Source organism: Streptomyces sp. BK340 (assembly GCF_007827595.1).
Lineage (GTDB): Bacteria > Actinomycetota > Actinomycetes > Streptomycetales > Streptomycetaceae > Streptomyces.
Genome location: NZ_VISR01000016.1, coordinates 54,869 through 80,681, shown reverse-complemented (window position 1 = coordinate 80,681; position 25,813 = coordinate 54,869). Strand labels below are relative to the sequence as shown.

Annotated in this window: 24 protein-coding genes; 12 read left to right on the top strand and 12 right to left on the bottom strand. The window is 71.5% G+C overall.

All coding sequences use genetic code 11. The annotated features are described in order from the left end of the window. Positions 1-2 precede the first annotated feature (2 nt). The 3 genes from FB157_RS26095 to FB157_RS26085 form a co-directional block, all read right to left on the bottom strand. A complete protein-coding gene (locus FB157_RS26095) occupies positions 3-1,115 on the bottom strand; it encodes an ATP-binding protein (RefSeq protein WP_145883084.1) in 1,113 nt (370 codons plus the stop codon). Then, positions 1,112-1,852: a response regulator transcription factor gene (locus FB157_RS26090; RefSeq protein ID WP_145883083.1), complete on the bottom strand. Its 741-nt coding sequence runs from the start codon at positions 1,850-1,852 to the stop codon at positions 1,112-1,114. Before FB157_RS26090 ends, FB157_RS26095 begins: the two co-directional genes overlap by 4 nt. Positions 1,853-1,961: 109 nt before the next feature. Further along, entirely contained in the window at positions 1,962-2,645 is a 684-nt protein-coding gene (locus FB157_RS26085) for a spermidine synthase (RefSeq protein ID WP_145883082.1), read from the bottom strand. Positions 2,646-2,986: 341 nt separating this feature from the next. On the opposite strand from FB157_RS26085, the gene FB157_RS26080 reads away from it, so the two are divergent. After that, on the top strand, positions 2,987-3,790 hold the full coding sequence (locus FB157_RS26080; protein ID WP_145883081.1) for a rhomboid-like protein: 804 nt from the start codon (positions 2,987-2,989) through the stop codon (positions 3,788-3,790). A 146-nt stretch (positions 3,791-3,936) separates the two neighbouring features. Here the strand turns inward: FB157_RS26080 and FB157_RS26075 are convergent, their stop codons facing one another. Continuing rightward, complete coding sequence (locus FB157_RS26075) at positions 3,937-4,362, bottom strand: DUF4259 domain-containing protein (RefSeq protein WP_145883080.1); 426 nt, start codon at positions 4,360-4,362, stop codon at positions 3,937-3,939. A 181-nt stretch (positions 4,363-4,543) separates the two neighbouring features. Between FB157_RS26075 and lon the strand changes: the two genes are divergently transcribed. From lon to FB157_RS26055, 4 genes are all read left to right on the top strand, one after another. Continuing rightward, a complete protein-coding gene (lon, locus tag FB157_RS26070; protein WP_145883079.1) occupies positions 4,544-6,970 on the top strand; it encodes an endopeptidase La in 2,427 nt (808 codons plus the stop codon). A gap of 137 nt (positions 6,971-7,107) precedes the next feature. Continuing rightward, the gene (locus tag FB157_RS26065) at positions 7,108-8,121 is read left to right on the top strand and encodes a serine/threonine-protein kinase (RefSeq protein ID WP_261386535.1); all 1,014 of its coding nucleotides are present in this window, start codon (positions 7,108-7,110) and stop codon (positions 8,119-8,121) included. A 137-nt stretch (positions 8,122-8,258) separates the two neighbouring features. Beyond that, a complete protein-coding gene (locus tag FB157_RS26060) occupies positions 8,259-8,900 on the top strand; it encodes a hypothetical protein (protein ID WP_145883078.1) in 642 nt (213 codons plus the stop codon). Positions 8,901-9,046: 146 nt separating this feature from the next. After that, the gene (locus tag FB157_RS26055) at positions 9,047-9,727 is read left to right on the top strand and encodes a hypothetical protein (protein WP_145883077.1); all 681 of its coding nucleotides are present in this window, start codon (positions 9,047-9,049) and stop codon (positions 9,725-9,727) included. 95 nt (positions 9,728-9,822) lie between these two features. Here the strand turns inward: FB157_RS26055 and FB157_RS26050 are convergent, their stop codons facing one another. Both FB157_RS26050 and FB157_RS26045 read right to left on the bottom strand, forming a co-directional pair. Then, positions 9,823-12,174, bottom strand: coding sequence for a SpoIIE family protein phosphatase (locus FB157_RS26050; protein ID WP_145883076.1), 2,352 nt, complete (start codon positions 12,172-12,174; stop codon positions 9,823-9,825). A gap of 128 nt (positions 12,175-12,302) precedes the next feature. Beyond that, on the bottom strand, positions 12,303-13,127 hold the full coding sequence (locus FB157_RS26045) for a lysozyme (RefSeq protein WP_145883075.1): 825 nt from the start codon (positions 13,125-13,127) through the stop codon (positions 12,303-12,305). A 230-nt stretch (positions 13,128-13,357) separates the two neighbouring features. Here FB157_RS26045 and FB157_RS26040 point away from each other — a divergent pair, with 230 nt between their 5' ends. Then, on the top strand, positions 13,358-13,849 hold the full coding sequence (locus FB157_RS26040; protein ID WP_145883074.1) for a MarR family winged helix-turn-helix transcriptional regulator: 492 nt from the start codon (positions 13,358-13,360) through the stop codon (positions 13,847-13,849). A 38-nt stretch (positions 13,850-13,887) separates the two neighbouring features. On the opposite strand, the gene FB157_RS26035 is transcribed toward FB157_RS26040, so the two are convergent. After that, positions 13,888-14,676, bottom strand: a complete 789-nt coding sequence (locus FB157_RS26035) for a protein phosphatase 2C domain-containing protein (RefSeq protein WP_145883073.1) — start codon at positions 14,674-14,676, stop codon at positions 13,888-13,890. Between the two features lie 386 nt (positions 14,677-15,062). Between FB157_RS26035 and FB157_RS26030 the strand changes: the two genes are divergently transcribed. From FB157_RS26030 to FB157_RS26010, 5 genes are read left to right on the top strand one after another with little or no spacing between them, the layout of a single operon-like run. After that, on the top strand, positions 15,063-18,116 hold the full coding sequence (locus FB157_RS26030; protein ID WP_186581696.1) for a nitrate- and nitrite sensing domain-containing protein: 3,054 nt from the start codon (positions 15,063-15,065) through the stop codon (positions 18,114-18,116). Continuing rightward, entirely contained in the window at positions 18,113-18,610 is a 498-nt protein-coding gene (locus tag FB157_RS26025) for a roadblock/LC7 domain-containing protein (RefSeq protein WP_145883072.1), read from the top strand. The genes FB157_RS26030 and FB157_RS26025 overlap by 4 nt, the downstream gene beginning before the upstream one ends. Continuing rightward, positions 18,607-19,023 carry a DUF742 domain-containing protein gene (locus tag FB157_RS26020; RefSeq protein ID WP_145883071.1) on the top strand — a complete coding sequence of 139 codons (417 nt, stop codon included), beginning with the start codon at positions 18,607-18,609 and terminating at the stop codon, positions 19,021-19,023. The genes FB157_RS26025 and FB157_RS26020 overlap by 4 nt, the downstream gene beginning before the upstream one ends. Beyond that, positions 19,004-19,651, top strand: coding sequence for an ATP/GTP-binding protein (locus FB157_RS26015; protein ID WP_145883070.1), 648 nt, complete (start codon positions 19,004-19,006; stop codon positions 19,649-19,651). The genes FB157_RS26020 and FB157_RS26015 overlap by 20 nt, the downstream gene beginning before the upstream one ends. 29 nt (positions 19,652-19,680) lie before the next feature. After that, positions 19,681-20,934: a styrene monooxygenase/indole monooxygenase family protein gene (locus tag FB157_RS26010; protein ID WP_145883069.1), complete on the top strand. Its 1,254-nt coding sequence runs from the start codon at positions 19,681-19,683 to the stop codon at positions 20,932-20,934. A gap of 238 nt (positions 20,935-21,172) precedes the next feature. Here FB157_RS26010 and FB157_RS47455 read toward each other — a convergent pair whose 3' ends face one another. The 5 genes from FB157_RS47455 to FB157_RS25990 all read right to left on the bottom strand — a co-directional run bounded on the left by FB157_RS47455 (position 21,173) and on the right by FB157_RS25990 (position 24,578). Beyond that, positions 21,173-21,403: a hypothetical protein gene (locus FB157_RS47455; RefSeq protein ID WP_186581695.1), complete on the bottom strand. Its 231-nt coding sequence runs from the start codon at positions 21,401-21,403 to the stop codon at positions 21,173-21,175. Between the two features lie 2 nt (positions 21,404-21,405). Then, the gene (locus tag FB157_RS26005; RefSeq protein ID WP_145883068.1) at positions 21,406-22,470 is read right to left on the bottom strand and encodes an NlpC/P60 family protein; all 1,065 of its coding nucleotides are present in this window, start codon (positions 22,468-22,470) and stop codon (positions 21,406-21,408) included. A gap of 111 nt (positions 22,471-22,581) precedes the next feature. Beyond that, positions 22,582-22,884 carry a hypothetical protein gene (locus FB157_RS26000; protein WP_145883067.1) on the bottom strand — a complete coding sequence of 101 codons (303 nt, stop codon included), beginning with the start codon at positions 22,882-22,884 and terminating at the stop codon, positions 22,582-22,584. A 4-nt stretch (positions 22,885-22,888) separates the two neighbouring features. Beyond that, positions 22,889-23,545 carry a TetR/AcrR family transcriptional regulator gene (locus FB157_RS25995; RefSeq protein WP_145883066.1) on the bottom strand — a complete coding sequence of 219 codons (657 nt, stop codon included), beginning with the start codon at positions 23,543-23,545 and terminating at the stop codon, positions 22,889-22,891. A 94-nt stretch (positions 23,546-23,639) separates the two neighbouring features. Further along, the gene (locus FB157_RS25990) at positions 23,640-24,578 is read right to left on the bottom strand and encodes a diiron oxygenase (RefSeq protein WP_145883065.1); all 939 of its coding nucleotides are present in this window, start codon (positions 24,576-24,578) and stop codon (positions 23,640-23,642) included. A 122-nt stretch (positions 24,579-24,700) separates the two neighbouring features. Here FB157_RS25990 and FB157_RS25985 point away from each other — a divergent pair, with 122 nt between their 5' ends. Beyond that, positions 24,701-25,810, top strand: a complete 1,110-nt coding sequence (locus FB157_RS25985; RefSeq protein ID WP_145883064.1) for a ferritin-like domain-containing protein — start codon at positions 24,701-24,703, stop codon at positions 25,808-25,810. Positions 25,811-25,813 lie beyond the last annotated feature (3 nt).

The following is a 25,813-nucleotide window of genomic DNA, read 5'->3' as shown; positions in this document are numbered from 1 at the left end:
CGTCAACTTGGGACGGAAGTCAGTCCCGGAAGAGTGACGATGATCCTGCAGCCCCGGTCGGATTCGGCCACACCGATTCGGCCGTTGTGCAGATCGACCGCCCACCGGGCGATCGCGAGGCCGAGCCCGGTGCCGCCGTCGCTGCCCGGACCGTGCGGCCGGGTCACCGAGCCGCGGTTGAACCGCTCGAACACGCGGTGCCACTCGGACCTGGGGATTCCGGGCCCCTCGTCCAGCACCTCGAGCTCCAGCGAGTCCGGCTGCGGCCCGCGCCGCGCCTTCACGGTGACCCGCCCGTGCGGCGGGCTGTGCTTGACCGCGTTGTCGATCAGGTTGGCGACGACCTGGTGGATGCGCTCGGGGTCCGCGTGCGCGGTCAGTTCCGGCGGGGAGACGTCCAGGTGCAGGTGCACGTCCGTGCGCGTGTGGCTGCCGGAGCCGGAGGCCATGCCCGCGCGCGCGGAGGCGACCATGTTGGCCTCCTTCAGCACGCCCGACAGGTACGGCCACACCTCGAAGCGGCGCAGCTTCAGCGGTACGACGCCGTTGTCGAGCCGGGAGAGGTCCAGCAGGGTCTCGACGAGCCGGCCGAGCCGCTCGGTCTGTTTCAGAGCCGTCCGCATGGTCTCCGGGTCGGCCTCGGTGACCCCGTCGACGATGTTCTCCAGCACCGCGCGCAGGCCCGCGATCGGGGTGCGCAGCTCGTGCGAGACGTTCGCCACCAGCTCCTTGCGCTGGCGGTCCTGCGCCTCCAGCTCGTCGGCCATGACGTTGATCGTCTGGGCCAGGTCGCCCAGCTCGTCGCGGCGGTTCTCGCGGACCCGGCGGGTGTAGTCGCCCTGCGAGATCGAGCGGGCCACCAGATTCATCTCGTCCAGCGGCGCGGTGAGTGAATGGGCCACGAACTGCGTTATCAGCAGTGTGGCGATCATCGAGAAGACCGTGATGAAGCGAAGCTCCGTCTTCGTGTGCACCGCGACGATCGAGAGACCGGTGGTGATCAGCACCGAGATGACGACGAGCGCGCCCAGCTTGGTCTTGATCGAGAACGGGCGTACGCCACCCCAGGGGTCCTCCCCGGGGCTCCTCCGTGCGGCCTCCCGCCCCTCGCTCATGGCGTCGGTGTCTCCAGCGCGTAGCCCACGCCGTGCACCGTGCGGATCCGCTCGGCGCCGATCTTCCGTCGCAGGGCCTTGATGTGGCTGTCCACGGTCCGCGTGCCCGACGCGTCCGCCCAGTCCCACACCTCGGCCAGCAGCTGCTCCCGGGAGAGCACCGCGCGCGGCGTGTTCGCCAGGCACACCAGCAGGTCGAACTCGGTGGGCGTGAGGTGGACGTCCTCGGACTTCACCCGCACCCGGCGCTGCGCGTGGTCGATCTCCAGCTCGCCGAGGCGCAGGATGCCCGAACGGGGCGTGGACGCGGCGATGGCCGCCCGCTCCACGCGCCGCAGCAGGACGTGCACCCGCGCGGCCAGCTCCCGCATGGAGAACGGCTTGGTCATGTAGTCGTCGGCGCCGACGCCGAGCCCGACCAGCATGTCCGTCTCGTCGTCCCGCGCGGTGAGCATCAGCACCGGCACCGGGCGCTGGGCCTGTACGCGCCGGCAGACCTCCAGGCCGTCGAAGCCGGGCAGCATGATGTCGAGGATCAGCAGGTCGGGCTGCCAGGCCTCGGCCGTGTCGACCGCCGCGGGGCCGTCCGACGCGGTCTGCACGAGGAATCCCTCGGCGCGGAGCCGGGCCGCGATGGCGTCGACGATCGTCGGATCGTCCTCGACGACCAGCACACGGCGCTGCGCGCCCTGGGTCGTCGTGGCCGCGCCGGTCTGGGAGGTGTGTGTCTGCTCCATCGCCCGCCCCTGTTGCTTTCCGGAATCCGTGGGGTGATCCCATGACTGCGATTGACGCTTGAATGATCGGCGTCAGGGCAGCACATTACGGGGACTCACCGCGCCGTCGCTATCCAGGTCGGACGGCGAGATGTACGGCGTCCGGAACGCCCCGGGCAACGGGGACCTCTTCGGTACGCACCTGACGGAACCCGGCATTCCGCATGGTTCCTTCAAATTCCGGAGAGGGCTCGGCAGACCATACCGCCAACACCCCGCCCGGCCTCAACACCCTTGCGCACGCGGCGAGTCCGGACGACGAGTAGAGATCGTCGTTGTCCTCGGTGACGGTCCAGCCGGGACCGTTGTCGATGTCGAGACACAGGGCGTCGAACGTGTCCGATGTCTCATTGACGTAAGTGACGAGATCGGCTTCGACGATCTCGGTACGGGGATCGGCGAGCGCGTGCGCGGAGACGGCCGACAGCGGTCCGTCGCCCCGGTGCCAGTCCACGACGGCCGGCTCCCGCTCGACGACCGTGATCCGGCCCCACCTGCCGGGATCCGCCGCGGCGTGTGCGAGCGAGAATCCCACCCCCAGTCCGCCGATCAGCACGTCCGGCGCCGGGCGCCCGTCCAGGGCGGCGTACGCGGCGTCGACCAGCAGCCGCTCCGAGCGGCCGTCGGAGGTGTCCATGAGGAAGCACCCATTGGCGATGATCTGCAGCAACTCGCCGTGCCTGCGCAGCACCACCTCCCCGTACGGGCCTTCGCGACGGTCCAGGACCACAGGAGTGTCGTAGACGGCAGTCATGCTCCCATCCTCCTTGAACGGGGCCTTGCGTTCACGGGAATTGACCACGAACCCGCGGGTGACACAGATGGCACGGGTGGCGGGGCGGTGCGGACCGGCTGCCGTCGCACGCCGCCACCGCGTGCCCCGCGCGCGCCGGCCGGACTCGTCCTGGAGTTCGAGGAGTGGCGGGTGCGGGCCGCGCACGCGGGGGACGTGAAGCTGCTGAGGCCCCGAACCCGGCGGGGCGGACGCGTCTGGAGCCTCTGAGGTTGCTGTGAATCCGCACTCGCGTGGCGTCGGTCATAGACAGCGGCTGCGGGAACACGAAGGGTGGGGCGCGACGGAAGGAGTGCCTCAGCGTGGAACGGACCGTGACCGGGCCTGCGACGGCCGCGTCCCCGCCCTCGGGCACGCCCCTTCCCGCCGACTCCCTGCCGGATGTCGCCGGCCTGCTCGACGGGGTCCCGCGCCAACGCGAGCTGCCCGCCCCGGTCGCGACGCCGGCCCCGGTGACTGCGGCGCCCCGCCCCTCCTTCCGGTCCTGGTACCTCCTGCCGACCCCCACCGGCACCCCGTTCACCTTCTCCTACGCGGCCCTCCTCGCCCTCACCTCGCTGGTGGCGGCCTGGGCCGACCCCGCCCTGATGCACACGCTGTACCAGGCCTCCAGCACCGACGTCGCCCACCTGGTGCGCACACCGGTGCTGGTGCTGCTGGCGAGCGCGCTGTGGATCGCGGGCGGCGTCGTGTCGCCGTACGCGGGTGCGTTCGTACTGGTGCTCACCGCGCTGGAGCGGCGGATAGGAGGCGCCCGGGCGGCCTGCGTGTTCCTGGCGGGCCACGTCCTGGCCACCCTCGCGACCGAGGTCCCGGTGGGCCTCGCGGTCCTGTTCGGCCACCTCCCGGCCACCTCCCTGCACCGCCTCGACTACGGCATCAGCTTCGGCGTCGCCGGCAGCATCGGCGCCCTGTCCGGCCTGCTCACCCCCTGGGTCCGCTGGCCCCTCCTCGCCCTGGTCGCGAGCACGCTCCTCGACGACCTGATCGCCTTCCGCGACCCGATGACCAACTGGGGCCACCTGATCGCCCTGGCCATCGGCATCGCCGGCTGGCCGCTGGTGCGGCGCTGGCGCCTCCAGGCGCATTCCCCGGTTTCCGTATGACCGATGCGGTGACACGGATCGAACGGGCGGTCGAAGTGAACGGCGTTACCGACGCCCACAGAATGCGGGCGTCTTCGGTCCGCAGGCCCCCGCTCCGTCGGATGCACCCCCGCACATCCGCCTGCCGGCCTTCCTGGGCCGTACGGTCAGTACAGGCTGAGCTGTTCCCCCTCCGGGGGCGGCAGGAGCAGGCGGCGCATCCGTTCGACGCCGGACCGCCACGGGCCGCCGCCGGAGTCCTCCCACAGGTCCAGCAGCTCGGACGGCTCGGTCACGACCCGGTCGAGGGCTCGTAGCGCGAGGGGCCGCAGGGCCGCCAGACCGGGGAGGGGTTCCTTCGGCCCGTAGTGCGGCGAGGGGATGCCGCCGCCCGGAAGCCGGGCGGTGACCAGCGCGGCCGCCGCGACGGCCTCCTCCGCTGCGGGTGCTTCGAGGTGGCCGTCGGTGTCGACGGCTCGCACCAGCGCGTCGCGAACCATGTGCGCGCGCTCGCCCGCTGACGCGTCGTCGAGACCGTCGCGCCAGTCCGCAGCGGTGTCGTTGTCGAAGGGACCCGAGTCCCAGGTGCCCATGCGGCCTCCCCGTTCGTGCCGATGTCCGGGCATCCTGGCAGGCCCCGCCGACATCACCTCTGGCCTGCGACGACACCACGGTCGCCGGTCGATCGCTCACAGCGAACAGGAACCCGGGAACATTGGCGGAGCGCCGTGCATTGAGTCGGCATAGCTCAAGTTGACTGCCTAAGGGGAGATCATGGCTGCTGAGTCCACGGCGTTCACGCTCGTGTTGCCCGTGCTGCCGCTCGACGACGAGGTCGTGCTGCCCGGGATGGTGGTTCCGCTGGACCTGAGCGACGCCGAGGTGCGGGCCGCGGTGGAGGCCGCGCAGGCCGCCGCCCGGTCGGAGCCCGGGAAGCCCAAGGTCCTGCTGGTGCCGCGCATCGACGGCACGTACGCCAGGACCGGTGTGCTGGGCACGGTCGAGCAGGTCGGCCGGCTGGCCGACGGCGACCCGGGGGCCCTGATCCGCGGCCGCGGCCGGGTGCGGATCGGTGCCGGTACGACGGGTCCCGGTGCCGCGCTGTGGGTCGAGGGCGCGCGGGTCGACGAGACCGTGCCGGACCCGCTGCCCGGGCATGCCGCCGAACTCGTCAAGGAGTACAAGGCCCTTGCCACCAGCTGGCTGAAGAAGCGCGGCGCCTGGCAGGTCGTGGACCGCGTCCAGGCCATCGACGACGTCTCCGCGCTCGCCGACAACTCCGGGTACTCGCCCTTCCTCACCACCGAGCAGAAGGTCGAGCTGCTGGAGACCGCCGACCCGGTGGCCCGCCTCAGGCTCGCCGCGCAGCAGCTGCGCGACCACCTCGCCGAGCAGGACGTGGCCGAGACCATCGCCAAGGACGTCCAGGAGGGCGTCGACAAGCAGCAGCGCGAGTTCCTGCTGCGGCGTCAGCTCGAGGCCGTCCGCAAGGAGCTGCGCGAGCTGAACGGTGATCAGGACGGCGAGGAGTCCGACGACTACCGCGCCCGTGTGGAGGCCGCCGACCTGCCGGAGAGGGTCCGCGAGGCCGCCCTCAAGGAGGTCGACAAGCTGGAGCGGTCCTCCGACCAGTCGCCCGAGGGCTCGTGGATCCGCACCTGGCTGGACACGGTCCTGGAGATGCCGTGGAACGAGCGGACCGATGACAGCGCCTCCGCCGACATCCAGGGCGCCAGGGCGATCCTGGACGCCGAGCACGCGGGCCTGGAGGACGTGAAGGAGCGCATCACCGAGTACCTGGCGGTGCGCAAGCGGCGCAGTGAGCGCGGCCTCGGTGTCATCGGCGGGCGGCGCGGCGGGGCCGTGCTGGCTCTGGTCGGGCCGCCTGGCGTCGGAAAGACCAGCCTGGGCGAGAGTGTCGCCCACGCCATGGGGCGCAAGTTCGTCCGGGTCGCCCTCGGTGGCGTCCGGGACGAGGCGGAGATCCGCGGTCACCGGCGTACGTACGTCGGCGCGCTGCCCGGCCGGGTCGTGCGTGCCATCAAGGAGGCGGGGTCGATGAACCCCGTGGTCCTGCTGGACGAGATCGACAAGGTGGGGTCGGACTACCGGGGCGACCCGGCCGCGGCCCTGCTGGAGGTGCTGGACCCGGCCCAGAACCACACCTTCCGGGACCACTACCTGGAGGTCGAACTGGACCTGTCCGACGTGGTCTTCCTCGCCACCGCCAACGTCCTGGAGGCCATCCCGGAGGCGCTCGCCGACCGTATGGAGATCGTCCGGCTGGACGGCTACACCGAGGACGAGAAGGTCGTCATCGCCCGTGACCACCTGCTCCCGCGCCAGCTGGAGCGGACCGGCCTGGCCGAGGACGAGGTCACCATCGACGAGAGCGCGCTGCGCAGGCTCGCCGGCGAGTACACCCGCGAGGCGGGCGTGCGCACCCTGGAGCGGTCCATCGCACGGCTGCTGCGCAAGGTCGCGGCCCAGCACGAACTCGGCGAGCGGAAGCTGCCGTTCACCGTCCGGGACGAGGATCTCCGCGCGCTGATCGGGCGTCCGCACCATGTGCCCGAGTCCGCCCAGGACCCGGCCGAGCGCCGTACGTCCGTGCCGGGCGTGGCGACCGGTCTCGCGGTCACCGGCGCCGGTGGTGACGTCCTCTTCGTCGAGGCGTCCCTCGCCGACCCGGAGACGGGCGCGGCGGGCCTGACCCTGACCGGTCAGCTGGGCGACGTGATGAAGGAGTCGGCGCAGATCGCGCTGAGCTTCCTGCGCAGCCACGGCGCCGAACTGGAGCTGCCGGTGGCCGACCTGAAGGACCGGGGCGTGCACATCCACTTCCCGGCGGGCGCGGTCCCGAAGGACGGACCGAGCGCGGGCATCACGATGACCACGGCCCTCGCGTCCCTGCTCTCCGGCCGGCTGGTCCGCACCGACGTGGCGATGACCGGCGAGGTCTCGCTGACCGGCCGGGTGCTGCCCATCGGCGGCGTGAAGCAGAAGCTGCTCGCCGCCCACCGCGCCGGGGTGACCACCGTGATCATCCCCAAGCGCAACGAACCCGACCTGGACGACGTCCCGGCCGAGGTGCTGGACAAGCTCGACGTCCACGCCGTGACCGACGTCCGTCAGGTCCTGGAGCTGGCGCTCGCGCCCGCCGTGAACGGCGCGGAGCCGGAGGTTCCGGTCGCGGCGTGACGGACGTGACCGGATGAGGCGAGGCCCGGGTCCCGTGAGGGAGGCCCGGGCCTTCGCCGCGCCGTGGACGAGTACGACCCTGGACGTGCGCGACCGTGAACAAGCGCATATATAGGTCAACTGGATAGAATTCAGGCGTGAGTGGGCAGGTGGTGCAACCCTCCGGCCCGATCGGGACGGAGATCGCCGGCTACCGCGTGGAGCGCGAGCTGGGCCGCGGCGGGATGGCCGTCGTCTACTGCGCCCAGGACCTGCGCCTCGGCCGTACCGTCGCCCTCAAACTCCTCGCCCCCGAGTACACCCGCAACGATGCCTTCCGCCGCCGCTTCCACCAGGAGTCACGGGTCGCCGCCGCGATCGACCATCCCCACATCGTTCCCGTCTTCGAGGCCGGCGAGACCGACGGGATCCTGTACATCGCGATGTGCTTCGTGCACGGGATGGACCTGCGCGCCGTGCTCGACCGCGACGGTGCGCTCCCCGTGCCGGCCGCGCTGCGCATCGCCGCCCAGCTGGCGTCCGCGCTGGACGCGGCCCACGAGCACGATCTGGTGCACCGGGACGTCAAGCCCGGCAACGTCCTGGTCACCAAGGGCGTCGACAGCGACCACCCCGAGCACGTCTACCTCACCGACTTCGGGCTGGCGAAGAAGTCCCTGTCGCTCACTGGGTTCACCACCGCGGGCGAGTTCGTCGGCACCCTCGACTACGTGGCGCCTGAGCGGGTCGCGGGCCGGCCCGTGGACGGCAGGTCCGATCTCTACAGCCTGGCCTGTGTCGTCTACGAGACCCTCGCGGGCGCGCCGCCCTTCCGCCGGGACGACGACCTGGAGCTGCTGTGGGCGCACCAGTACGACCCGCCGCCCCTGCTGAGCGAGGAACGGGCCGGGATCCCGGCGGCCGCCGACGACGTCCTGTGCAGGGCGCTCGCCAAGGCCCCGGACGACCGCTACGGCACCTGCCTGGAGTTCGTCGCGGCCCTGCGCGCAGCCCTGGCCGACTGCGGCCCGCAGCGCCGTACGCCCACGCTGGTGGACGCCCGTGCGACCGACGCCCTCCCCGCCGCCGACCCGGTGCCCGCCCCGCCGGCCCCGCCCGGCTGGGCCGGCCCGGTCCTCGGGGGACCGGCGTCCTGGGCGCGTCGCGCTTAATACCCGGCGCTTTCCTCCTCGTCAAGTCCCGAGTCCTCGGAACATGACCGCGTGCCGGCATTCCGGCCTACTTGAAGCACGGCCCCACCGGAGAAACCGGAAACCGAAAAGGGCCCCGAATCAAGTAGGAGAAAGTCATGAAGCGCATCAACGAGAACCGTGAGTCCGTCCGCACCAAGCGCGGTGTCCGCCTCTCCACGATCGTCGCCTCGGCCGTGGTCGTCGCCGGCGGAATCATTCTCCCGGCCACCGCCGCCTCGGCCGCCCCGGCGCACGAGTCGTCGGCCGTCACGCTGGTGGCCAAGCACCACGACAAGCACGAGGGTAACCACCACAAGAAGGCCAAGAAGGGCAACGCGACCGGTGGTAATGGCGGTAATGCCACGAGTAAGGGTTCTGGCGACGCGACTGGCGGTAATGGTGGTGACGCCACGACCAAGGGTTCCGGCGATGCGACCGGTGGTAATGGCGGTAATGCCACGAGTAAGGGTTCTGGCGACGCGACCGGTGGTAATGGTGGTGACGCCACGAGTAAGGGTTCTGGCGACGCGACCGGTGGTAATGGTGGTGACGCCACGACCAAGGGTTCCGGCGATGCGACCGGTGGTAATGGTGGTGACGCCACGACCAAGGGTTCCGGCGATGCGACCGGTGGTAATGGTGGTGACGCCACGAGTAAGGGTTCTGGTGACGCGACCGGTGGTGATGGTGGTGACGCCACGAGCAACGGTTCCGGCGACGCGACCGGCGGCAACGGAGGTGACGCCACTGCCGGCTGAGGCCCACATCGCTGACAGCAGCGAGTGAGCGACGGCAAATCCGGGTGGCGCGGTCATCGGCCGCGCCACCCGACCCTCCCGGCCACGAGCTCCCAGCCTCCCCGTAACCCCCGACAGCCCCCCTCAAGAAACGGCACACCCCACTCATGATCCGCAACGTCCGCAAGAGCAGCCTGGCCGTGGCCGCCGCCTCCCTCCTGTTTCCCCTCGGCGCAGTCCTGATCCCCGCAGGCGCCGCCTTCGCCGCCCCGGCGCCGAACAGCCTGACGGCTTCGTCGACCCACGCCGACCACGGCAGCAAGGACCACAAGAAGAGCGACGAGCACCACAAGGTCAAGCACGGCAAGAAGCACGGCGATCACGGGGACGGGCACCACGGCGACCACGACACCTGCAGCGCAGGCAACGCCACGGGCGGCAACGGCGGCAACGGCACCGGCGGCGACGCCACGGTCTGCACGGCTCCGGGCGGTACCGGCACCGGCGGCACCGGCGGCCGCGGCAGGGGCTCGTGCGGCGGCAAGGGTACGAACGGCCGTAACGGCACCGGCACCAACGGCAGCGACGGTCCGCCCTGCCCCGACCACAAGCCGGACCCGTCCGGCGGGGACACCGGCAGCACATCCTCACCGCAGACGCCCGCCCCGCCGGATCACCCGGCCGACCCCGGACCCGCGGCCCCGGACCACGGTCAGGACAGTGGCGGTACCACCGGTCAGGACAGTGGCGGCACCACCGGTCAGGACAGTGGCGGCACCACCGGTCAGGACAGTGGCGGTACCACCGGCCAGGACGCGCCCGCTCCGCCGGACGTGGTCGTCAACTGAGGACAGGGAAGATCGCCGACCGAACCTGGAGAAGACAAACACAGAGCAGGCCGACCTCTCACTGCCCCGCCCCTCCCCGGCGGGGCAGTCCCATGTCAGCTCGGGGTCAGTGACTGCTCCGCCCACACGGTCTTGCCGACCCGGTCGTGCCGGGTGCCCCAGCGCTTGGCGAGCTGGGCGACCAGCAGCAGGCCCCGGCCGCCTTCGTCGAAGATCCGGGCGCGCCGCATGTGCGGGGTGGTGCCGCTGGAGTCGTAGACCTCGCAGATCAGGGTGGAGTCCTGGTGGATGAGCCGGAGCTGGATGGGCGGGCGGCCGTAGCGGATGGCGTTGGTGACCAGCTCGCTGACCATCAGCTCGGTGGTGAAGGCGGCCTCGTCGAGTCCCCAGCGGCTCAGCTGGTCGCTCGTGTGCTTGCGGGCCCGGGCCACCACGGAGGGATCGCTGTCCAGCTCCCAGGCGGCGACCCGGTCGGCGTGCAGTGCCCGGGTGCGGGCGACGAGCAGGGCGATGTCGTCGTCGGGGCGGTGGCTCAGCAATTCGGTCAGCACCCGGTCGCACACCGCGTCCAGCGTCGGCGCCGGGCGGCCGAGCGCGCCGAACAGCTTGTCCAGCGCCTCGTCGATGTCGTGGTCGCGGGCCTCCAGCAACCCGTCGGTGTAGAGGGCGAGCAGGCTGCCCTCGGGAATTTCGGTCTCGAAGGCCTCGAAGGGCAGGCCGCCGAGCCCCAGCGGCGGACCGGGGGGCACGTCGATGAAGCGGACGGTGCCGTCCGGGGTGACCACGGCGGGCGGCGGATGGCCGGCCCGGGCGAGCGTGCAGTGGCGTGAGACCGGGTCGTAGACCGCGTACAGACAGGTGGTGCCGATGCCCCCGGCGGTCTCGGCCGCCGGGTCGGCGCTGCCCTCGTCGGCGGCCAGCCGCAGGACGAGGTCGTCGAGGTGGGTGAGCAGCTCGTCGGCGGGCAGGTCGACGTCGGCCAGGGTGCGCACGGCGGTCCGCAGCCGGCCCATGGTGGCGGAGGCGCGGATGCCGTGGCCGACGACATCGCCGACGACCAGGGCGACCCGCGCCCCGGACAGCGGGATGACGTCGAACCAGTCGCCGCCCACACCGGCCTTGGTGGCCGCGGGCAGATACCGGGTGGCGACCTCCAGGGCCGCCTGGTCGGGCAGCGTGTGCGGGAGCAGACTGCGCTGCAGGGACATGGTGGTGGTGCGGGCACGGGAGTGCCGGCGGTCGCTGTGCAGGCCGGTGGCCGCTTGCGCCGTGAGGTCCTCGGCGATCCGCAGATCCTCCGGGCCGAACGGCTCGGTGCGCCGGTGGCGCCCGAAGAGGGCGACCCCGAGGGTGCTGCCCTCGGCGAGCACCGGCACCAGCATCAGCGAGCGCGTGCCGTACGCGCGCAGCCACGCGGCCGCCGGGTCCACGGCCGCCCACGCCGCGACCACCGGGTCCGAGGTGTCGTAGAGGACGGCGTTGCCCGAGGCCAGGCAGTCCGCCGGGGGCGAGCCCGGTTCGTAGACGATCGCCTGGCCCACCCCGGTCCCGGAGGAACTCACGGCGTCGTCCGGGACGGCGCGCAGCGCGGCCCGGCGCAGGACCAGCGGGCCCATGTCGACGGGGTCGGCCGCGGAGCGCGGGGCGTCGAGCAGGTCCACGGCCATGAAGTCCGCGAGCCGGGGGACCGTGGCCTCGGCCAGCTCCTGCGCGGCCCGCCCGAGGCCGGGAGCCGTGCCCGGGTGCGCGCCGGTCTCGTCCCCGGTGCCCCGGCGGGCGGACTCCGCGGCGCGCCGGTGCGCCGCGAGGCAGACGGCGCGCACCCTGCCGGTGCCGTCCTTGAGCGGGGTCAGAACGGTGGGCAGGTCCAGATCCGGGACGAGGCCGGTCCGTACCTCCTGGGGCTCGCCGGTCTCCAGCACCTGGTGCATCGCCCGGTCGGCCTCCGCGCTCGCGGGACCGGGTGAGATGTGGGCCAGGCGCAGCCCGCGCATCGCCGCCTCGGGCAGGGACAGGGCGCGTTCCAGGCGGCGGTTGGCGCGCATCAGGCGCTGCTCGGTGTCGAAGATCGCCAGTGGGAAGGGGGACTGGATGAACGTCCACTCCTCCAGCGGTTCACCCCGGGGCTGCTGGGGCCGGTCCGCCACGGCGGTCACCACGAGCCAGTCGACGGCCCCGGTGTCCGACGTCCGGCGGTGGGCGAGGAGCCCCTGCTCCAGGCGCCGGCCGTCCTGGTGCCGCAGGGGCACGGTGCCGTTCCACCGGTCGCGCCCGGCCAGGGTCCGGCGGACCGATCCGGCCTCCGCGGCGAGCAGCGCGGACGCGGGCCGTCCGACGACCTCCGAAGCCTCGTGGCCGAGCAGCCGCTGGGCGCCTTCGCTCCAGCCGGTCAGGATGCCCTGCTCATCGATGGTGGCCGTGGCCGTGTACGTCGACTGTCGCTCCATCGCCGCTCATCTCGCCCTTGCTCGGCAGGCTCCTCTCCTGACCAGCATGATCCCGGCCGGCGCGGAGCACCAACGCAGCGCACGGCGGCCGCCCGCGGGGGACGGCCGCCGCACCCGCTCGGCGGCGGCTAGCCGTTGGCCAGCGCCACCACCCGGTCCAGCGCTCCGTTGAACTTGTCGTGGTCCCCGACGGTCGGGCCGGAGGAGGTGTACTGCCACATCGTGTAGTACGACCAGCCCGCGGGCAGCGTCCCCGGGTCCGAGGCGTAGCGGGCGATCCACAGCGGGTTGTTCACGGCGAAGCCGCCGTAGTTGCCGGTGCACTGGGTCCACCAGCTGGTGGCCGTGTAGATCACGGGGTACCGGCCCGTCCGCGCCTTGTACGTGTTCAGGAAGTCGGCGATCCAGCTGACCATCGCACTGGCGGACTTGCCGTAGCAGGCGGCGCCGTACGGGTTCCACTCGATGTCGAGGGCGCCGGGCAGGGTCTTGCCGTCGCGGGACCAGCCGCCGCCGTGGTCGGCGAAGTAGTTCGCCTGGGTGGCGCCGCTCGTGGTGTCCGGGGTCGCGAAGTGGTACGCGCCGCGGATCATGCCGACGTTGTACGAGCCGTTGTACTGCTGCGCGAAGTAGGGGTTCGTGTAGTACGTGCCCTCCGTGGCCTTCGTGTAGGCCCAGCGGACGCCGCTGTTCCACAGCGTGCTCCAGGCGACGTTGCCCTGGTAGCCGGCGACGTCGACGCCCTCGGTCTGGGTGGCGTCGCCGGTGGAGGGGGTGCCGTTCTGTCCGTCGTGGGCGAGGACTCCCATGCCCATGTACGCCGAACCGCGGCTGGGCGTGCTCGCGGCCTGGGCGGTGGTGAGGGGGAGGGCCAGGGAGACCGCCGCCAGCACGGCGGTGACCCAGACGGCGAGGGGACGCGGGCGGGGGGAACCGGGTCTGCGCACGGGCATGACGTGCCTCCGAGGAGTGAGGTGGGGGGGGACCGTGGAGTGACCGCTGATCCACTGGCGTGGGCATGCCATTGATTGCCTGATGAAGAAGCTACGCACGTAGATGACGGCGTGGGAAGGGGGTCCGGAGGCTGCCGTTGGTCTACGCCTGCGAAATACTTACGGAGCTGCGGCAACTGCGGCGTTCGACGGAAACTTTCAGGACAGCGAAACCGATCAGGGGTGCTGACGTGCACGAGGACGGAAACGGCGGCGGGCATCGGGCCACCGGCCAGGTGACGCCGAGTGGTGCAGACCAGGAGTTCCTGGCGCTGGAACGCGAGTTGACCGTGCTGCTCCGGCGGGCCCGGGCGAACCAGGGCGAGATGGCCCGCGAGGTCCACCCGGACCTGGAGTCCTCCGCGTACGGCCTGCTCATCCGCCTCGACGAACTCGGCGGCCAGCGCGCCACCGAGCTCGCCGCCTACATCGGCGTCGGCAAGGCCACCATGTCCCGCCAGCTGCGCGCCCTGGAGGAGCTGGGTCTGATCGCCCGCGAGCCCGACCCCGCCGACGGCCGTGCCTGGCTGGTGACCCTGACCGACGAGGGCCGCGGCCGCGTCGGCAAGGTCCGCGAGGCCCGCCGCGCCCGGTACGTCAGCCAGCTGGCCCACTGGGACCGCCTGGAGGTGGCCGAACTGGCGCGCCTGCTGCACCAGTTGAACACCGTCATGGAAAAGTAGCCGGCGCTCCGGAGGCCCTGGGGCCTGCCTGGCAGTCCCTAGAGCTCGACGTACACCGCCGTCGCGTCGTCGTGCGTCTTGCTGCGGCCGAGGAACGCCCGCTCCTCCCGGTCCGCCAGCTCCAGCTCCCGTACCCGCTCGACCAGGGCGCGGGTGCCCTCCTTGGCGAGGAGGTCGAGCAAGGCCGTCCAGTCGCCCTCGTGGAACTTCTCCGTCCAGCGGGTCGCACCGTCCGTCAGGGCGACCAGGGCCCGCACCTCGTGCCGGGGGAGAGCGCCGGTGACCGCACGGGAGGCGACCGAGGGGTCGGCGGCGGCCGTGAAGAAGCCGCCCTCCTTGTTGCGCAGATGCGCGTCGATCAGGGCGTCGGTGGCCAGCGCCGAGCGGGGCAGCCGGTCGAGCCGGTCGTCCAGGACCGGGGTGACCGCGCCGTCGGGGGACTGCAGGAGCAGGACGGAGTCGGACAGGACCAGGTACTCCACGGCCTCGTCGGACCAGCGGGTCAGGACCACCGTCGCCTGGGGGGTTCGCGGGTGAGAAAGCTCACAGGTGTGCGCGTGGGCCTCGGCGGTCCGGGCGATCGCCCCCGAGAGAATCTCCGGGAGCGTCAGATCTCGCCCGGAAACGGTCAGTTCGGTCAGTGCGCCGCCGAGCCGCGCCGTGAACCAGGGGACCGAATGCAGACACCCCGTCCCGTCCCGCGGTGGTGTCACTCCGTCCAGCAAGATCACACAACCCCCCTGACCGGACGCGGGTAGTCCGAGTCCGGCGAAGTCCTCGTTGGGTCGGGTCGGGTCGCCGGCTTCCGAAACGAGATCAGTGCGCATTCGGCCAGTCTGCACGACCCCTTCACAGGCTTCGCCAAAGGCTGGCAAGCACCGCCGAATTGGCACGGCTCCGCAGGTCAGGCGCCTGGTTTGGGGGTATATGACACGCTCTGGAAAGACGTGGTGGCGAATACTGCCAAAGCCTGACCCGTGCGTCCAACCGGCCCACCGTGCAAGGGCCCTGCACACGCCACAGGAACTTGCCCGTCAACTCCCCTCCGATGTTCACTCCTTCGGGTGGCGGGTCAGGTGATGCACGGACCCTGCCCACCGGCGCTGGGAGGGTCGGGAACCGTACGAACCGGGGGTGTACGCACCACTTGGTACCGAGATCACGGGGCGCCACCCGGGCCCTTGGGTAGACGAGTTCAGGAATGCGAGCACCGGTGCAGATGAAGCGGCCTCGGCGCACAGACAAGCAGACGGCCCCCGAGGGGGTCGCCGAGCAGACCCCCGTGGGCGCCGGCCGCCCCACTCATGTGCGCACCCGGCTGATCGTCGCCGTGGCCGTGGTGGCCGCGGCCATCGCGGGAGCGGGAGCGCCCGCGCTGCTGACCGCCTCCCAGGACCTCAGCGACTCGCAGGACCTGGTCACGCTGGCGGCCCGCACGCAGGACGCGCTCGCGCTCGCCCACTCGCTCGCCGACGAACGCGACGAGGTCACGGCCTACATCGCCGCCGGCCGCCCCAAGGCCAAGGCGCCCTCCGAGCAGCGCAGCGCCCGCGTCGACCGCCAGGTCGACGACCTGCGCGCAGACACCGACACCCCGGCAGCGCTGCGCACCGACCTCGACGCCATAGCGGCCGTCCGGCGCGCCGCCCTCACCGGCAAGACGAACGCGCTGCAGACCCACCAGGCGTACTCGGCCACCGTCAGCGAACTGCACCGGCTCGCCGACGACCTGGCCGACCAGCTGCCCCCGCGGGCCGGTTCGGGCGCCTACTCCCTCGCCGAACTGGACTCCGCCGTCCAGCAGTCCGCGGCCGCCCGCGGCCTGCTGCTGGCCGCGCTGAACATCCCGTCCACCACCCAGACGGTGATCAGCCCCACCACCGGTCTGCCCGTCACGACCACCACCACGAACGAGGCGGACCGCAAGCAGCGCGACGCACTCACCGCCGCCGCCCAGCAGGCCCGCCTGCGCGCCGACGCGGCCCTCGCCGACTTCCGCGAGACAGCCCCCAAGGCGGCGGTGGCCTCGTACGACTCCACGGTCACCGGCCCCGAGGTCAACTCGGCGGAGAAGTACCTGGCCGCCCTCACCGACCAGCCGACGTTCACCGGCAGCGACTCGACCACCAGCGTCAAGAAGCTGGACGCGGCCCTGTCCGCCCGTGTCGACCTGATGCGGGGCGCCGAGTCGGCCCTCTACGACCACCGCACCAAGGACCTCGCGGGGCTCCGGGACGACGACGTCACCGCCCTGGAGATCCGCATCGCCGCCCTCGGTGTCCTGATGCTGGTCGCCGTGGGCATCGCCACCGCCATGGCTCGCACCCTCACCCGCCCGCTGTCGGTCCTGCGCCGTGGCTCGGCCCGGCTGGCCGAGGCCGAGGACCCGGTCACCCAGGAACCGATCGCCTTCACCGGCCGCAACGACGAGTTCGCGCAGGTCGTCCGCTCGGTCAACGCCCTGCACGCGCACGCGGTCGCCCTGCACGAGCAGACCGCCGCCGCGCACGAGCGGGTCACCACCCTGGAGACCGACCGCAAGCACCTGGTGGGCCAGCGGCAGAAGATGGCCGACGCCCGCGAGGAGCTGCGCGCCGAGCTCGACGAGTCGGCCGCCCAGCTGCAGCGGCTGCGCGGCAGCATCGGCGGTACGTTCGTCAACCTCGCCCTGCGCACCCTGGGTCTGGTCGAGCGCCAGCTGGCGGTCATCGAGGGCCTGGAGGAGCGGGAACAGGACCCCGAGCGGCTCGCCACCCTCTTCAAGCTCGACCACTTCGCCACGGTGATGCGCCGCCACAGCGAGAACCTCCTGGTCCTCGCCGGCACCGAGCACGTCCAGCAGCACCACGGCCCGGTCCCGCTGGTGGACGTCGTACGGGCGGCGGTCAGCGAGATCGAACGCTACGAGCGCGTCCGTATCGCCGCCCTGCCCCCGCACGCCCATGTGGCGGGTTTCGCGGCCGACGACCTCTCCCACCTGCTCGCGGAACTCATGGAGAACGCCACCTCGTTCTCCCCGCCGGACCTGCCCGTCGAGGTCTCCGGCTGGCTCCTCGAATCCGGCGAGGTCATGCTCTCCGTCCAGGACGAGGGCATCGGCCTGGCGGGCGACCGGCTCGACCGCCTCAACGCCCGCCTCACCGACTTCGACCCCGCCTCGCCGTACGACCAGGAGGGCGAGGCCGGCCTCGGTCTCGGCCTGTACGTCGTGGCCCGCCTCGCCCACCGGCACGGTGTCCGCGTCCAGCTGCGCGAGCAGAAGCAGGGCGGGGTGGCGGCGGTCGTCGTGCTGCCGCAGTCCCTCCTGACCGAGGCCCCCACGGCGGCGGTCCCGCCCGCGGCGGGACTCTCGGACTCCACCCAGACCGTCTCCTTCCCCGGCGCGGACGCCGAGGCCAACTCCAACGTCCTGCCCGCCCGCGCCAAGGACCCGGACAAGGACACGGACCCGCTGGTGGCGCTGGCGGAGAAGCTCGCCCGCGAAGCGGAGGACCTGGAGGCCCAGGCCCACACCAGGCCGGAGCCCGACGAGCAGGCCACCGGGGAATCGGTGACCCGCCCGAAGGAGCCGGTGGAAACCTTCGCCGAGACGACGATGGAGCTCCTGCTCCCGGACACACCGCCCGACTCCGAGACCCCCCATGCCACCGAGCCGCCCGAGGCCGCCGACGCGCCCGTGGCCCACGGGGCACCTGAGTCCCGCGGCGCCCGCGCGGCCTCCCCCGCACCAGAGTCCGACGAGCCCGCTGCTCATGGCGCACCTGAGGCCCGCGGCGCCCGTGTCGCCTCCCACGCGCCAGAGTCCGACGAGCCCGCGGCTCACGGCGCACCTGAGCCCCACAACGCCCACGCACCCCAGTCCGACGCGCCCGCGGCTCACGGCGCACCCGAGGCCCGCGCCGTACGCGCGGCCTTCCACGCACCCGCCGCCCACGACGCGCCCGCGGTCGCCGACGGCGGGTACGCCCAGCCGGGGCCACCCGCGGTCGACGACGAAAGCCGCACGGGTGGTGCGGGTGGGAGCGAGGGCGCCGAAGGCGAAGCCGAGGCGCTCACCAGCAAGGGCCTCCCCAAGCGCACACCCAGGATCACCGCGCCCACAGCCGCGCCCCGCCAGCGCAGCGCATCCGTGGACGCCGAAGCCCTCCGCCGCAGACTCGGCGGCTTCCGCCAAGGAGCACAGGCCGGCTACAGGGACGTAGAGACAGAGATCGCCGCACACACCGAACACGCCACGGGGGGCACAGCCGAGGAGGCAAGCAGTTGACCGCGCCCAGTACCTACGGCCTGAGCAGTGAAGCCCGCAACCTGCACTGGCTGCTGACCAACCTGGTCGAGGAAGTACCCGGCATCCAGTCCGTCGCAGTCGTCTCCTCGGACGGCCTGCTCCTGCTCTCCTCCGACCCCGCCCGCACGGCCGAGTCCCGCCGGAAGAAGGCGGCGAAGGGCCCTCGCGGCTCCTCCGCCGACCTGGCGACCATCGTCTCCGGCATCGGCAGCCTCACCATCGGCGCCGCTAGCCTCATGGAGTTCGGCGGCGTCAGGCACACGATGATCGCGATGGACGAGGGCAGCCTCTTCGTGATGTCGATCAGCGACGGCTCGCTGCTCGGCGTGCACGGCTCCGCGGAGTGCGACATGAGCGTGGTGGCCTACCACATGGCGCTCTTCGTCGGCCGCGCCGGCCACGTCCTGACCCCCGAACTCCGCAGCGAGCTGAGGAAATCCCTGGAGGCCGAGTCGACGGGGAGCGCCCGATGAGCGGCCCGGCCGATAAGCGGCAGCTCCCGGTCCGCGGCGGCGACCGCAAACCCGCCCGCGTCCGCCCCTACTCGCTCACCGGCGGCCGTACCCGCTTCGGCCACGTCCTCCTCGTGGAGACCTTCGTGGCCGCCATCGAGGCCCCCGAGGAGCGCAAGGAACTGACGAACGGCTCTCTCGCCACCCGGGTCATGCCGGAGCTGCGGGCCATCGTCGAACTGTGCCGCCGTATGCGCACGGTGGCCGAGATCGCCGCGCTGCTGAGGATGCCGCTCGGTGTGGTCCGCGTCCTGCTGAGCGATCTCGCGGACCAGGGAAAGATCCGTGTGTACGGCACCGGAACGGGGCACGGCACCGGCCGCCCGGACCGCGTTCTGCTGGAAAGGGTGCTGAGTGGACTCCGCCGTCTCTGACGTCACCGGCGTCACCCCCCTCGTCGCCGGTTTCGCCGAGCCCGACGAGGATCTGAAGGCCTGGCAGAAGGACCGGGACCGGGCCCCCGTCGCGACGAAGATCGTGGTCGCGGGCGGCTTCGGCGTCGGCAAGACCACACTGGTCTCGACCGTCTCGGAGATCACCCCGCTGCAGACCGAGGCACTGATGACCGAGGCGAGCGAGGGCACCGACGACCTCTCCGCGACGCCCGGCAAGCTGACCACCACGGTGGCCATGGACTACGGCCGCATCACGCTCGACGACGACCTGGTGCTCTACCTGTTCGGCACGCCGGGCCAGCAGCGGTTCTGGTTCATGTGGGACGACCTGGTGCGCGGCGCGATCGGCGCCGTCGTCCTGGCCGACACCCGCCGCCTGAAGGACTGTTTCCCCGCACTGGACTACTTCGAGAGCTGCGGACTGCCGTACGTCGTCGCGGTCAACCACTTCGACGACAGCGAGCTGTTCGAGCCGGAGGACGTACGCGAGGCGCTGACCGTCCCCGCGCACATCCCTGTCATGATCATGGACGCGCGGCGCCGGATCTCGGTGATCGAGACCCTCCTGGCCCTGGTGGGCCACGCGCTGGACGAAACCCCCGAGTAGTCCCCAGCCCCCGTAGGAGACACACCCGCATGCGGAAGATACTCGTCGTCGGAGCCGGTCAGTCCGGACTCCAGCTCGCCCTCGGTCTGCAGTCGCACGGCTACGAGGTCACCCTGATGTCGAACCGGACCGCGGACGAGATCCGCTCCGGCCGGGTCATGTCGACGCAGTGCATGTTCGACACGGCACTGGAGCACGAGCGCGATCTCCAGCTGAACTTCTGGGAGTCCCAGGCCCCGAAGATCGAAGGCCTCGGCGTCTCCGTCGCGGCCCCCGGCTCGCACGACCCCGGTCCGACCCAGCGGGCGATCGACTGGGTGGGCAGGCTGGACGGGTACGCGCAGTCGGTCGACCAGCGGGTGAAGATGGCCGGCTGGATGGAGACCTTCGCCCAGCGCGGCGGCCAGCTGGTCATCCACGGCGCGGCCGTCGGCGACCTCGACTACTTCTCCCGCACCTACGACCTCGTCCTGGTCGCGGCGGGCAAGGGCGAGCTGGTCTCGATGTTCGCCCGTGACCCGGAGCGCTCCCCGTACAGCGAGCCGCAGCGCGCGCTGGCCGTCTCGTACGTCCACGGCCTCGGCCCGCGCCCGGAGCACCCGGAGTTCGACGCGGTCCGCTGCAACCTGGTCCCCGGGGTCGGCGAGCTGTTCGTCATGCCGACGCTCACCGTCTCGGGACGCGCCGACATCCTGTTCTGGGAGGGCATACCCGGCGGCCCGCTCGACGTCTTCAAGGGCGTCAAGGACCCGGCGGAGCACCTCTCCCTGACCCTGGAACTCATGGAGAAGTTCACCCCGTGGGAGTACGCGCGGGCCACGAAGGTCGAACTGACCGACGCCGGCGGCACGTTGGCCGGCCGTTACGCCCCGACCGTGCGCAACCCCGTCGGCCGGCTGCCCTCCGGCGGTCTGGTCCTCGGCGTGGCCGACGTGGTCGTCGCCAACGACCCGATCACGGGACAGGGTTCGAACTCCGCGTCCAAGTGCGCGGCCGCGTACCTCGCCTCGATCCTGGAGCGGGAGGACAAGCCGTTCGACGAGGAGTGGATGCGGGCCACGTTCGACCGGTACTGGACCACGGCTCAGCACGTCACCAAGTGGACCAACGCCATGCTGGCGCCGCCGCCGGAGCACATCCTGAACCTCATCGGCGCGGCGGGGCAGCTGCAGCCGGTGGCGGATCGATTCGCCAACGCGTTCAACGATCCGGCCGACTTCGAGAACTTCTTCTACGAGCCGGAGAGGACTGCCGCCTATCTGGCCTCGGTCGCCGGCGCATGATGGGGCTCTGACCTGCGGTCGCGCTGTCGGTGACTGTCGTTGTTGGTCGTCGTCGGCCATTCTCGGACGGCCCAGAGACGGCCCGTGCTCCCGGACTTCAGGTCCGGGAGCGGTCAGGCACCCGCCGTTGCCGCGTTCCGCTGGTGCCTCGGCGCCTGAAGGATGGGGCCGAGGCATGGTTGCGCTGCCGGAACCCCCGGTGCCATGAGGTCACCGGGGCTTTGGTGTCGGCCGCTTCTCAGCAGTTGGTTGCGCCGGGCTGTCCGGGGCCGGGGTTCATACAGGTGTTGTGGCCCGGGCCGCCGTCGTTGGTGTCGGTGCCCTGCCGGCCGTCAAGGGTGTCGTTGCCGTCTTCGCCGAAGCAGTTGTCGTTGCCGGTGCCGCCGAGGATGGTGTCGTCGCCCTCTCTTCGCGGCCTTCTCGGCGGCGGCCTCGCGCACGATGCGCAGCCGAGCCGGAGAAGGCGCAGGCCTACCTGGCTTCGGTCGCCGGAGCCTGAGCGCGGGTGTCGTCAGGGCGTACGGCACCGAGTACGGGATTGGACGCCAACGGGGAGACCTTGATCTTCTCGCCCGGTCTCGGTGCCTGGACGACCTTTCCGTTCCCCACGTACATGGCCACGTGCGTCGCCTCCGGGAAGTAGACCACCAGGTCGCCCGGGCGCAGTTCGGTCAGCGGGATTCTCTTCAGGCGGTCCCACTGTTCCTGGCTGGTGCGGGGGATGGGGGTGCCCGCGTGGTCCCAGGCCTGGGAGGTGAGACCCGAGCAGTCGTACGACTTCGGGCCCGCCGCTCCCCACTGGTACGGCTTGCCGATCTGGTCCATGGCGTAGCGGACCGCCCGCTCGCCCTCGGCCGAGGAAGGGGCCGCGGCCCTGCCGAGGGCGCCCGAGGTCACGAGCTTGTCCTGGGCCTTTGTGACCCCCTGCTGTTCCAGCCGGGCGATCGCGCTCAGCTGGTCCGGGGTGAGGGTGGCGAGGAGCCGTTCGACGCCGGCGAGCCTGGTCGTCACGTCGTCGCGCTGCTTCCTCTGCCGCGCGGCGAGGGTCTGCCGGGTGTCCAGGGCCTTACGGGCCGCCCTGGCCAGCGCGTCCTTCTCCCGCTCGGTGCCGGCCAGCCGGTCCACCGTCTCGGCGCGCTCGCGGGCCAGCTGTCCGATGACATGGCCCTCGTCGAGGGCGTGCTGGGGGTCCGGGGCGAGCAGCAGACGTACGTAGGGGGAGAGGTCGCTGCGGTTCTGGTACTGCTCCCGGGCCAGGCGTCCGGCGGCGGTCCGGCTGCTCTGCAGGGCGAGCCGGGTCCGGGCGAGTTCGCCGTCCAGGCGGTCCACCTCGGCCTGCTGTTTCCTGAGCTGCTCGGCCGTGGCGTTGTAGGTCTCGGTGGCCTGTTCGGTCTGCCGGTAGAGCTGCTGAAGATCCGTCAGCAGCTCGGAGACGGGCCGCTGCGGATCGGGTGCGGCCACCGCCGCCGACGGCGCGAGGACAGCCTGGGCCGCCACCGCGGCCGTACAGGCCAGGCGCAGAAGCACTCCTGACATGTCATCACCTCCGGTGCGGAACGGGCGGACCTTCCACCCGTCGTCGCACGGCGATAATCAGACATGTAGGGAGATGTGTGTGCCCTGCCTACGCGGTTCGGAGCAACCCTGTCACCCGGAGGTGTCACCCGGCTTGCGGGACGGGCTCTCGTCCGGCTTGGACCAGGGCCACCTGACCTTGCTCGCCGGCTTCCCCTGCGGGGCGTACTGGTACTTCCACCCCTGAGTCAGCCCGAGCCTCTTGCTGTGCCCCCTCGGCACGCGGAGGTACACGAGCACGGTGGGCGGTCCGCCGGCCGCGTCCGGGACGGGGATGCGGTACGTCTTCGGAGGGTGGCCGGTCATGCCCAGCAGGACGGGCAGCACGCGCCCGTCCATGGGGCCGCCCTCGAAGGGGGTGTCCTGACTCTTCACGGTCTCAGTCTCGGCCATCCTCGGCGAGCGCGCCGACGAGGTCCGCCGTCTGCGGATCGCGCCCCGCGGTCACCGTGAGCATGGCCACGAACTGCTCGACCAGCCAGTCCCGCAGCTCCTCGACCGGGGGCTGCTTGCCCTCGTCCAGCCAGATCAGGGAGGCCGCCTCCACCGCCGTGATCCACATCCGCACGGTCATGCGCAGCCGCGGGCCCGGTGCGGAGACGCCGAGGTGGCGGAAGATGTGCCCCGCGGCGGCCCGGCGCACCCCGTCCACCGTGGCGGTCGTCCGGGACGTCTCCACCACGCTGCCGCCCTGGAGCAGTGCGCTGAAGCCGGTGTCGTGCTCGTCCACGAAGGTCAGATAGCGGTCGAGGGCCCGGGACAGCCGGGGCAGCAGGGCGCCGTGCAGCGGCTCGTCGAAGCAGAGCTGCAGCTCCTCGGCCGCCGATCTGAGCGCGGCCTCGTACAACTGCTGCTTCCCTCCGGGGAAGTACCGGTACACGAGCGGACGGGAGACCCCGGCCGCCTCCGCCACGTCGTCGAGCGAGACGTCCTCCGGGGCGCGGTGCGCGAAGAGCGAGAGGGCGGCGGCGAGGAGCTGGCTGCGCCGCTCCTCGACGCTGAGGCGGCGATAGGCGGGGGAGGCGGCCGGGGTCATGGTCAGCAGCCTAATCGCCGCGGGGTCCGGGGCGTGGGCCGCTGCGGGCCCGCGGGGAACTGCGCGAGCGACCCACGACCACCCGCGGCCCGCGTCAGGCCAGCAACCCCGACGACCTCCACAGACGCCGCCCGACCCCCTGCAGCACCCCGATGTCGTCCAGGAAGTCCGTCAGCCGCTTCGCACCCGTCTGCATGACCTCCCGCCGATGCCCGCTCGCCTTCACCTGGGCCATCGCCTCCCGCCTGTCCAGGCCGACGTTCGTGTAGACCTCGGGATTGATGAAGGCGATCGAGAAGACCCGCGCGAACTCGCCGGACGTGACCCGGGTGAACTCCTGGGACCACCTGGGAGCCGTCAGCATCTGGCGGCGCAGCTCCTCGCGGGCGTAGCGGACGTGCCGGGCCTCCTCGACCACGTGGATCCGCGTGACCCCCCGGATCAGCGGCTGCACCCGCTCGTCCGGGAACGTCAGCCGCTGCATCCAGTCCAGCACCTCCTCGCCGAGCAGCGTGGCCGTGAAGGAACCGGGGGTCGTGGAGATGGTCTTGAACACGCGGCCGAGGTTCTGGTGCGCCCGGCTCACCGGGTACCAGGGGGCGTCGCCCCGCGCGATCAGCCGCGCGAACATCTTCGAGTGCCGGCACTCGTCCTCGATCTCGGTGAGGGCGTACCGGACGTGTGCGCTCGTCGCCGCCTTGTCGTAGATGTGCCGGACGAGCAGCTGCATGAGGATCAGCTCGAACCAGATGCCGAGCGAGGCCAGCGCCGCCGCCTCGTGCTGGGACAGCAGGATCCGCTGCTCCTCGCTCATCCGCTGCCACATCGGCGTGCCGTACAACGAGACCAGCTCCGGCGGCCAGAACCACTTGCCCTCCTCGAAGGGCGCGTCCCAGTCCAGCTCCTTGTCCGGGTCGAAGGAGTGCTTGGCGGAAGAGACGAGCAGCCGTTCGGCCACCTGTTCGCGGTCCTTCAGCAGCCCGAGCGCGTCGCGCAGCCCGTCGAGCGCGTCCGCTTCCGTCAGGGTCGTCATGACTCTTTCACCTCGTTACCCGGGGTACGTCGTCCGCCTCTTATGAGACTGCTTGTCAGCAAGGCCGTCAATCCCCTGCACATGACTTGTTGACTCGACGTCTACGTGTGAGCCTGCGAGGTATGCCGACGCATGACCTGTACACGAACGACCCCGGAGACCCCATCTGGCAGGTACCCGCCAGTGGCGCGGCCCGGTTCAGCTGGGAGTACGACGAGGGCCGGGACCGGCTGCTCGCCCTGTACCAGAAGGGCAAGGACAAGCAGTGGGACGGAAGCACGCGCATCGACTGGGACCTGGAGGTCGATCCGTTCGACCCGCTCGGCACCCCCGAGGAGTCGATGTCGCTGTACGGCACCCCGTACTGGGCCAAGCTCTCCGACCGGGACAAGGGTGAGCTGCGGCAGCACTACGCGTCCTGGCAGTTCAGCCAGTTCCTGCACGGCGAGCAGGGCGCGATGATCTGCGCGGCGCGGATCGTGGAGTCGGTGCCGGACATGGACGCCAAGTTCTACTCGGCGACCCAGACGATGGACGAGGCCCGGCACGCCGAGATCTACGCCCGTTTCCTGCACGAGAAGATCGGGATGGTCTACCCGATCAACGACAACCTCCAGTCGCTGCTCGGCGACACCCTGCGCGACAGCCGCTGGGACATGCCCTACCTCGGGATGCAGGTCCTCATCGAGGGGCTCGCCCTCGCCGCCTTCGGCATGATCCGGGACACGACCGACAAGCCCCTGCCCAAGCAGATCCTCGCCTACATCATGCAGGACGAGGCCCGGCACGTGGCCTTCGGACGCATGGCCCTGCGCGACTACTACAAGCAGCTCACGGACGCCGAGCTGCGCGAGCGCGAGGAGTTCGTCATCGAGGGCTGCTATCTGATGCGCGACCGGCTGCGCGGCGTCGAGGTGCTGGAGAACTTCGGCATCTCCAGGGCCGAGGCCGAGCGGATCAGCGCGGACTCCGAGTTCCTGCAGCTCTTCCGGCGCCTGCTGTTCAGCCGCATCGTGCCCTGCGTCAAGGACATCGGCCTGTGGGGCAAGCGACTCCAGCAGGCCTATGCCGACATGGGGGTGTTCGAGATGGGCGACTCCAACCTGGACCTGCTGATGGCCCAGGACGAGGAGATCGCCGAGCAGTTGGACGCGGAACGCTTCGCCGCGGAGGAGCGGGAGCGGGTCGCCGAGGTGCGGGACGCGATCGAGTCGGGGGCGGGCGAGGCCTGACCC

What these genes read in the sequence shown, in the direction of transcription:
- FB157_RS26035 (WP_145883073.1), bottom strand. Translation starts at nt 14,676, where the DNA reads ATGCGCACTGATCTCGTTTCGGAAGCCGGCGACCCGACCCGACCCAAC.
- FB157_RS26075 (WP_145883080.1), bottom strand. Translation starts at nt 4,362, where the DNA reads ATGGGCACCTGGGACTCGGGTCCCTTCGACAACGACACCGCTGCGGAC.
- FB157_RS26020 (WP_145883071.1), top strand. Translation starts at nt 18,607, where the DNA reads ATGAGCGGCCCGGCCGATAAGCGGCAGCTCCCGGTCCGCGGCGGCGAC.
- FB157_RS25985 (WP_145883064.1), top strand. Translation starts at nt 24,701, where the DNA reads ATGCCGACGCATGACCTGTACACGAACGACCCCGGAGACCCCATCTGG.
- FB157_RS25995 (WP_145883066.1), bottom strand. Translation starts at nt 23,545, where the DNA reads ATGACCCCGGCCGCCTCCCCCGCCTATCGCCGCCTCAGCGTCGAGGAG.
- FB157_RS26050 (WP_145883076.1), bottom strand. Translation starts at nt 12,174, where the DNA reads ATGGAGCGACAGTCGACGTACACGGCCACGGCCACCATCGATGAGCAG.
- FB157_RS26090 (WP_145883083.1), bottom strand. Translation starts at nt 1,852, where the DNA reads ATGGAGCAGACACACACCTCCCAGACCGGCGCGGCCACGACGACCCAG.
- FB157_RS26095 (WP_145883084.1), bottom strand. Translation starts at nt 1,115, where the DNA reads ATGAGCGAGGGGCGGGAGGCCGCACGGAGGAGCCCCGGGGAGGACCCC.
- FB157_RS26055 (WP_145883077.1), top strand. Translation starts at nt 9,047, where the DNA reads ATGATCCGCAACGTCCGCAAGAGCAGCCTGGCCGTGGCCGCCGCCTCC.
- FB157_RS26045 (WP_145883075.1), bottom strand. Translation starts at nt 13,127, where the DNA reads ATGCCCGTGCGCAGACCCGGTTCCCCCCGCCCGCGTCCCCTCGCCGTC.
- FB157_RS26060 (WP_145883078.1), top strand. Translation starts at nt 8,259, where the DNA reads ATGAAGCGCATCAACGAGAACCGTGAGTCCGTCCGCACCAAGCGCGGT.
- FB157_RS25990 (WP_145883065.1), bottom strand. Translation starts at nt 24,578, where the DNA reads ATGACGACCCTGACGGAAGCGGACGCGCTCGACGGGCTGCGCGACGCG.
- FB157_RS26085 (WP_145883082.1), bottom strand. Translation starts at nt 2,645, where the DNA reads ATGACTGCCGTCTACGACACTCCTGTGGTCCTGGACCGTCGCGAAGGC.
- FB157_RS26005 (WP_145883068.1), bottom strand. Translation starts at nt 22,470, where the DNA reads ATGTCAGGAGTGCTTCTGCGCCTGGCCTGTACGGCCGCGGTGGCGGCC.
- FB157_RS26010 (WP_145883069.1), top strand. Translation starts at nt 19,681, where the DNA reads ATGCGGAAGATACTCGTCGTCGGAGCCGGTCAGTCCGGACTCCAGCTC.
- lon (WP_145883079.1), top strand. Translation starts at nt 4,544, where the DNA reads ATGGCTGCTGAGTCCACGGCGTTCACGCTCGTGTTGCCCGTGCTGCCG.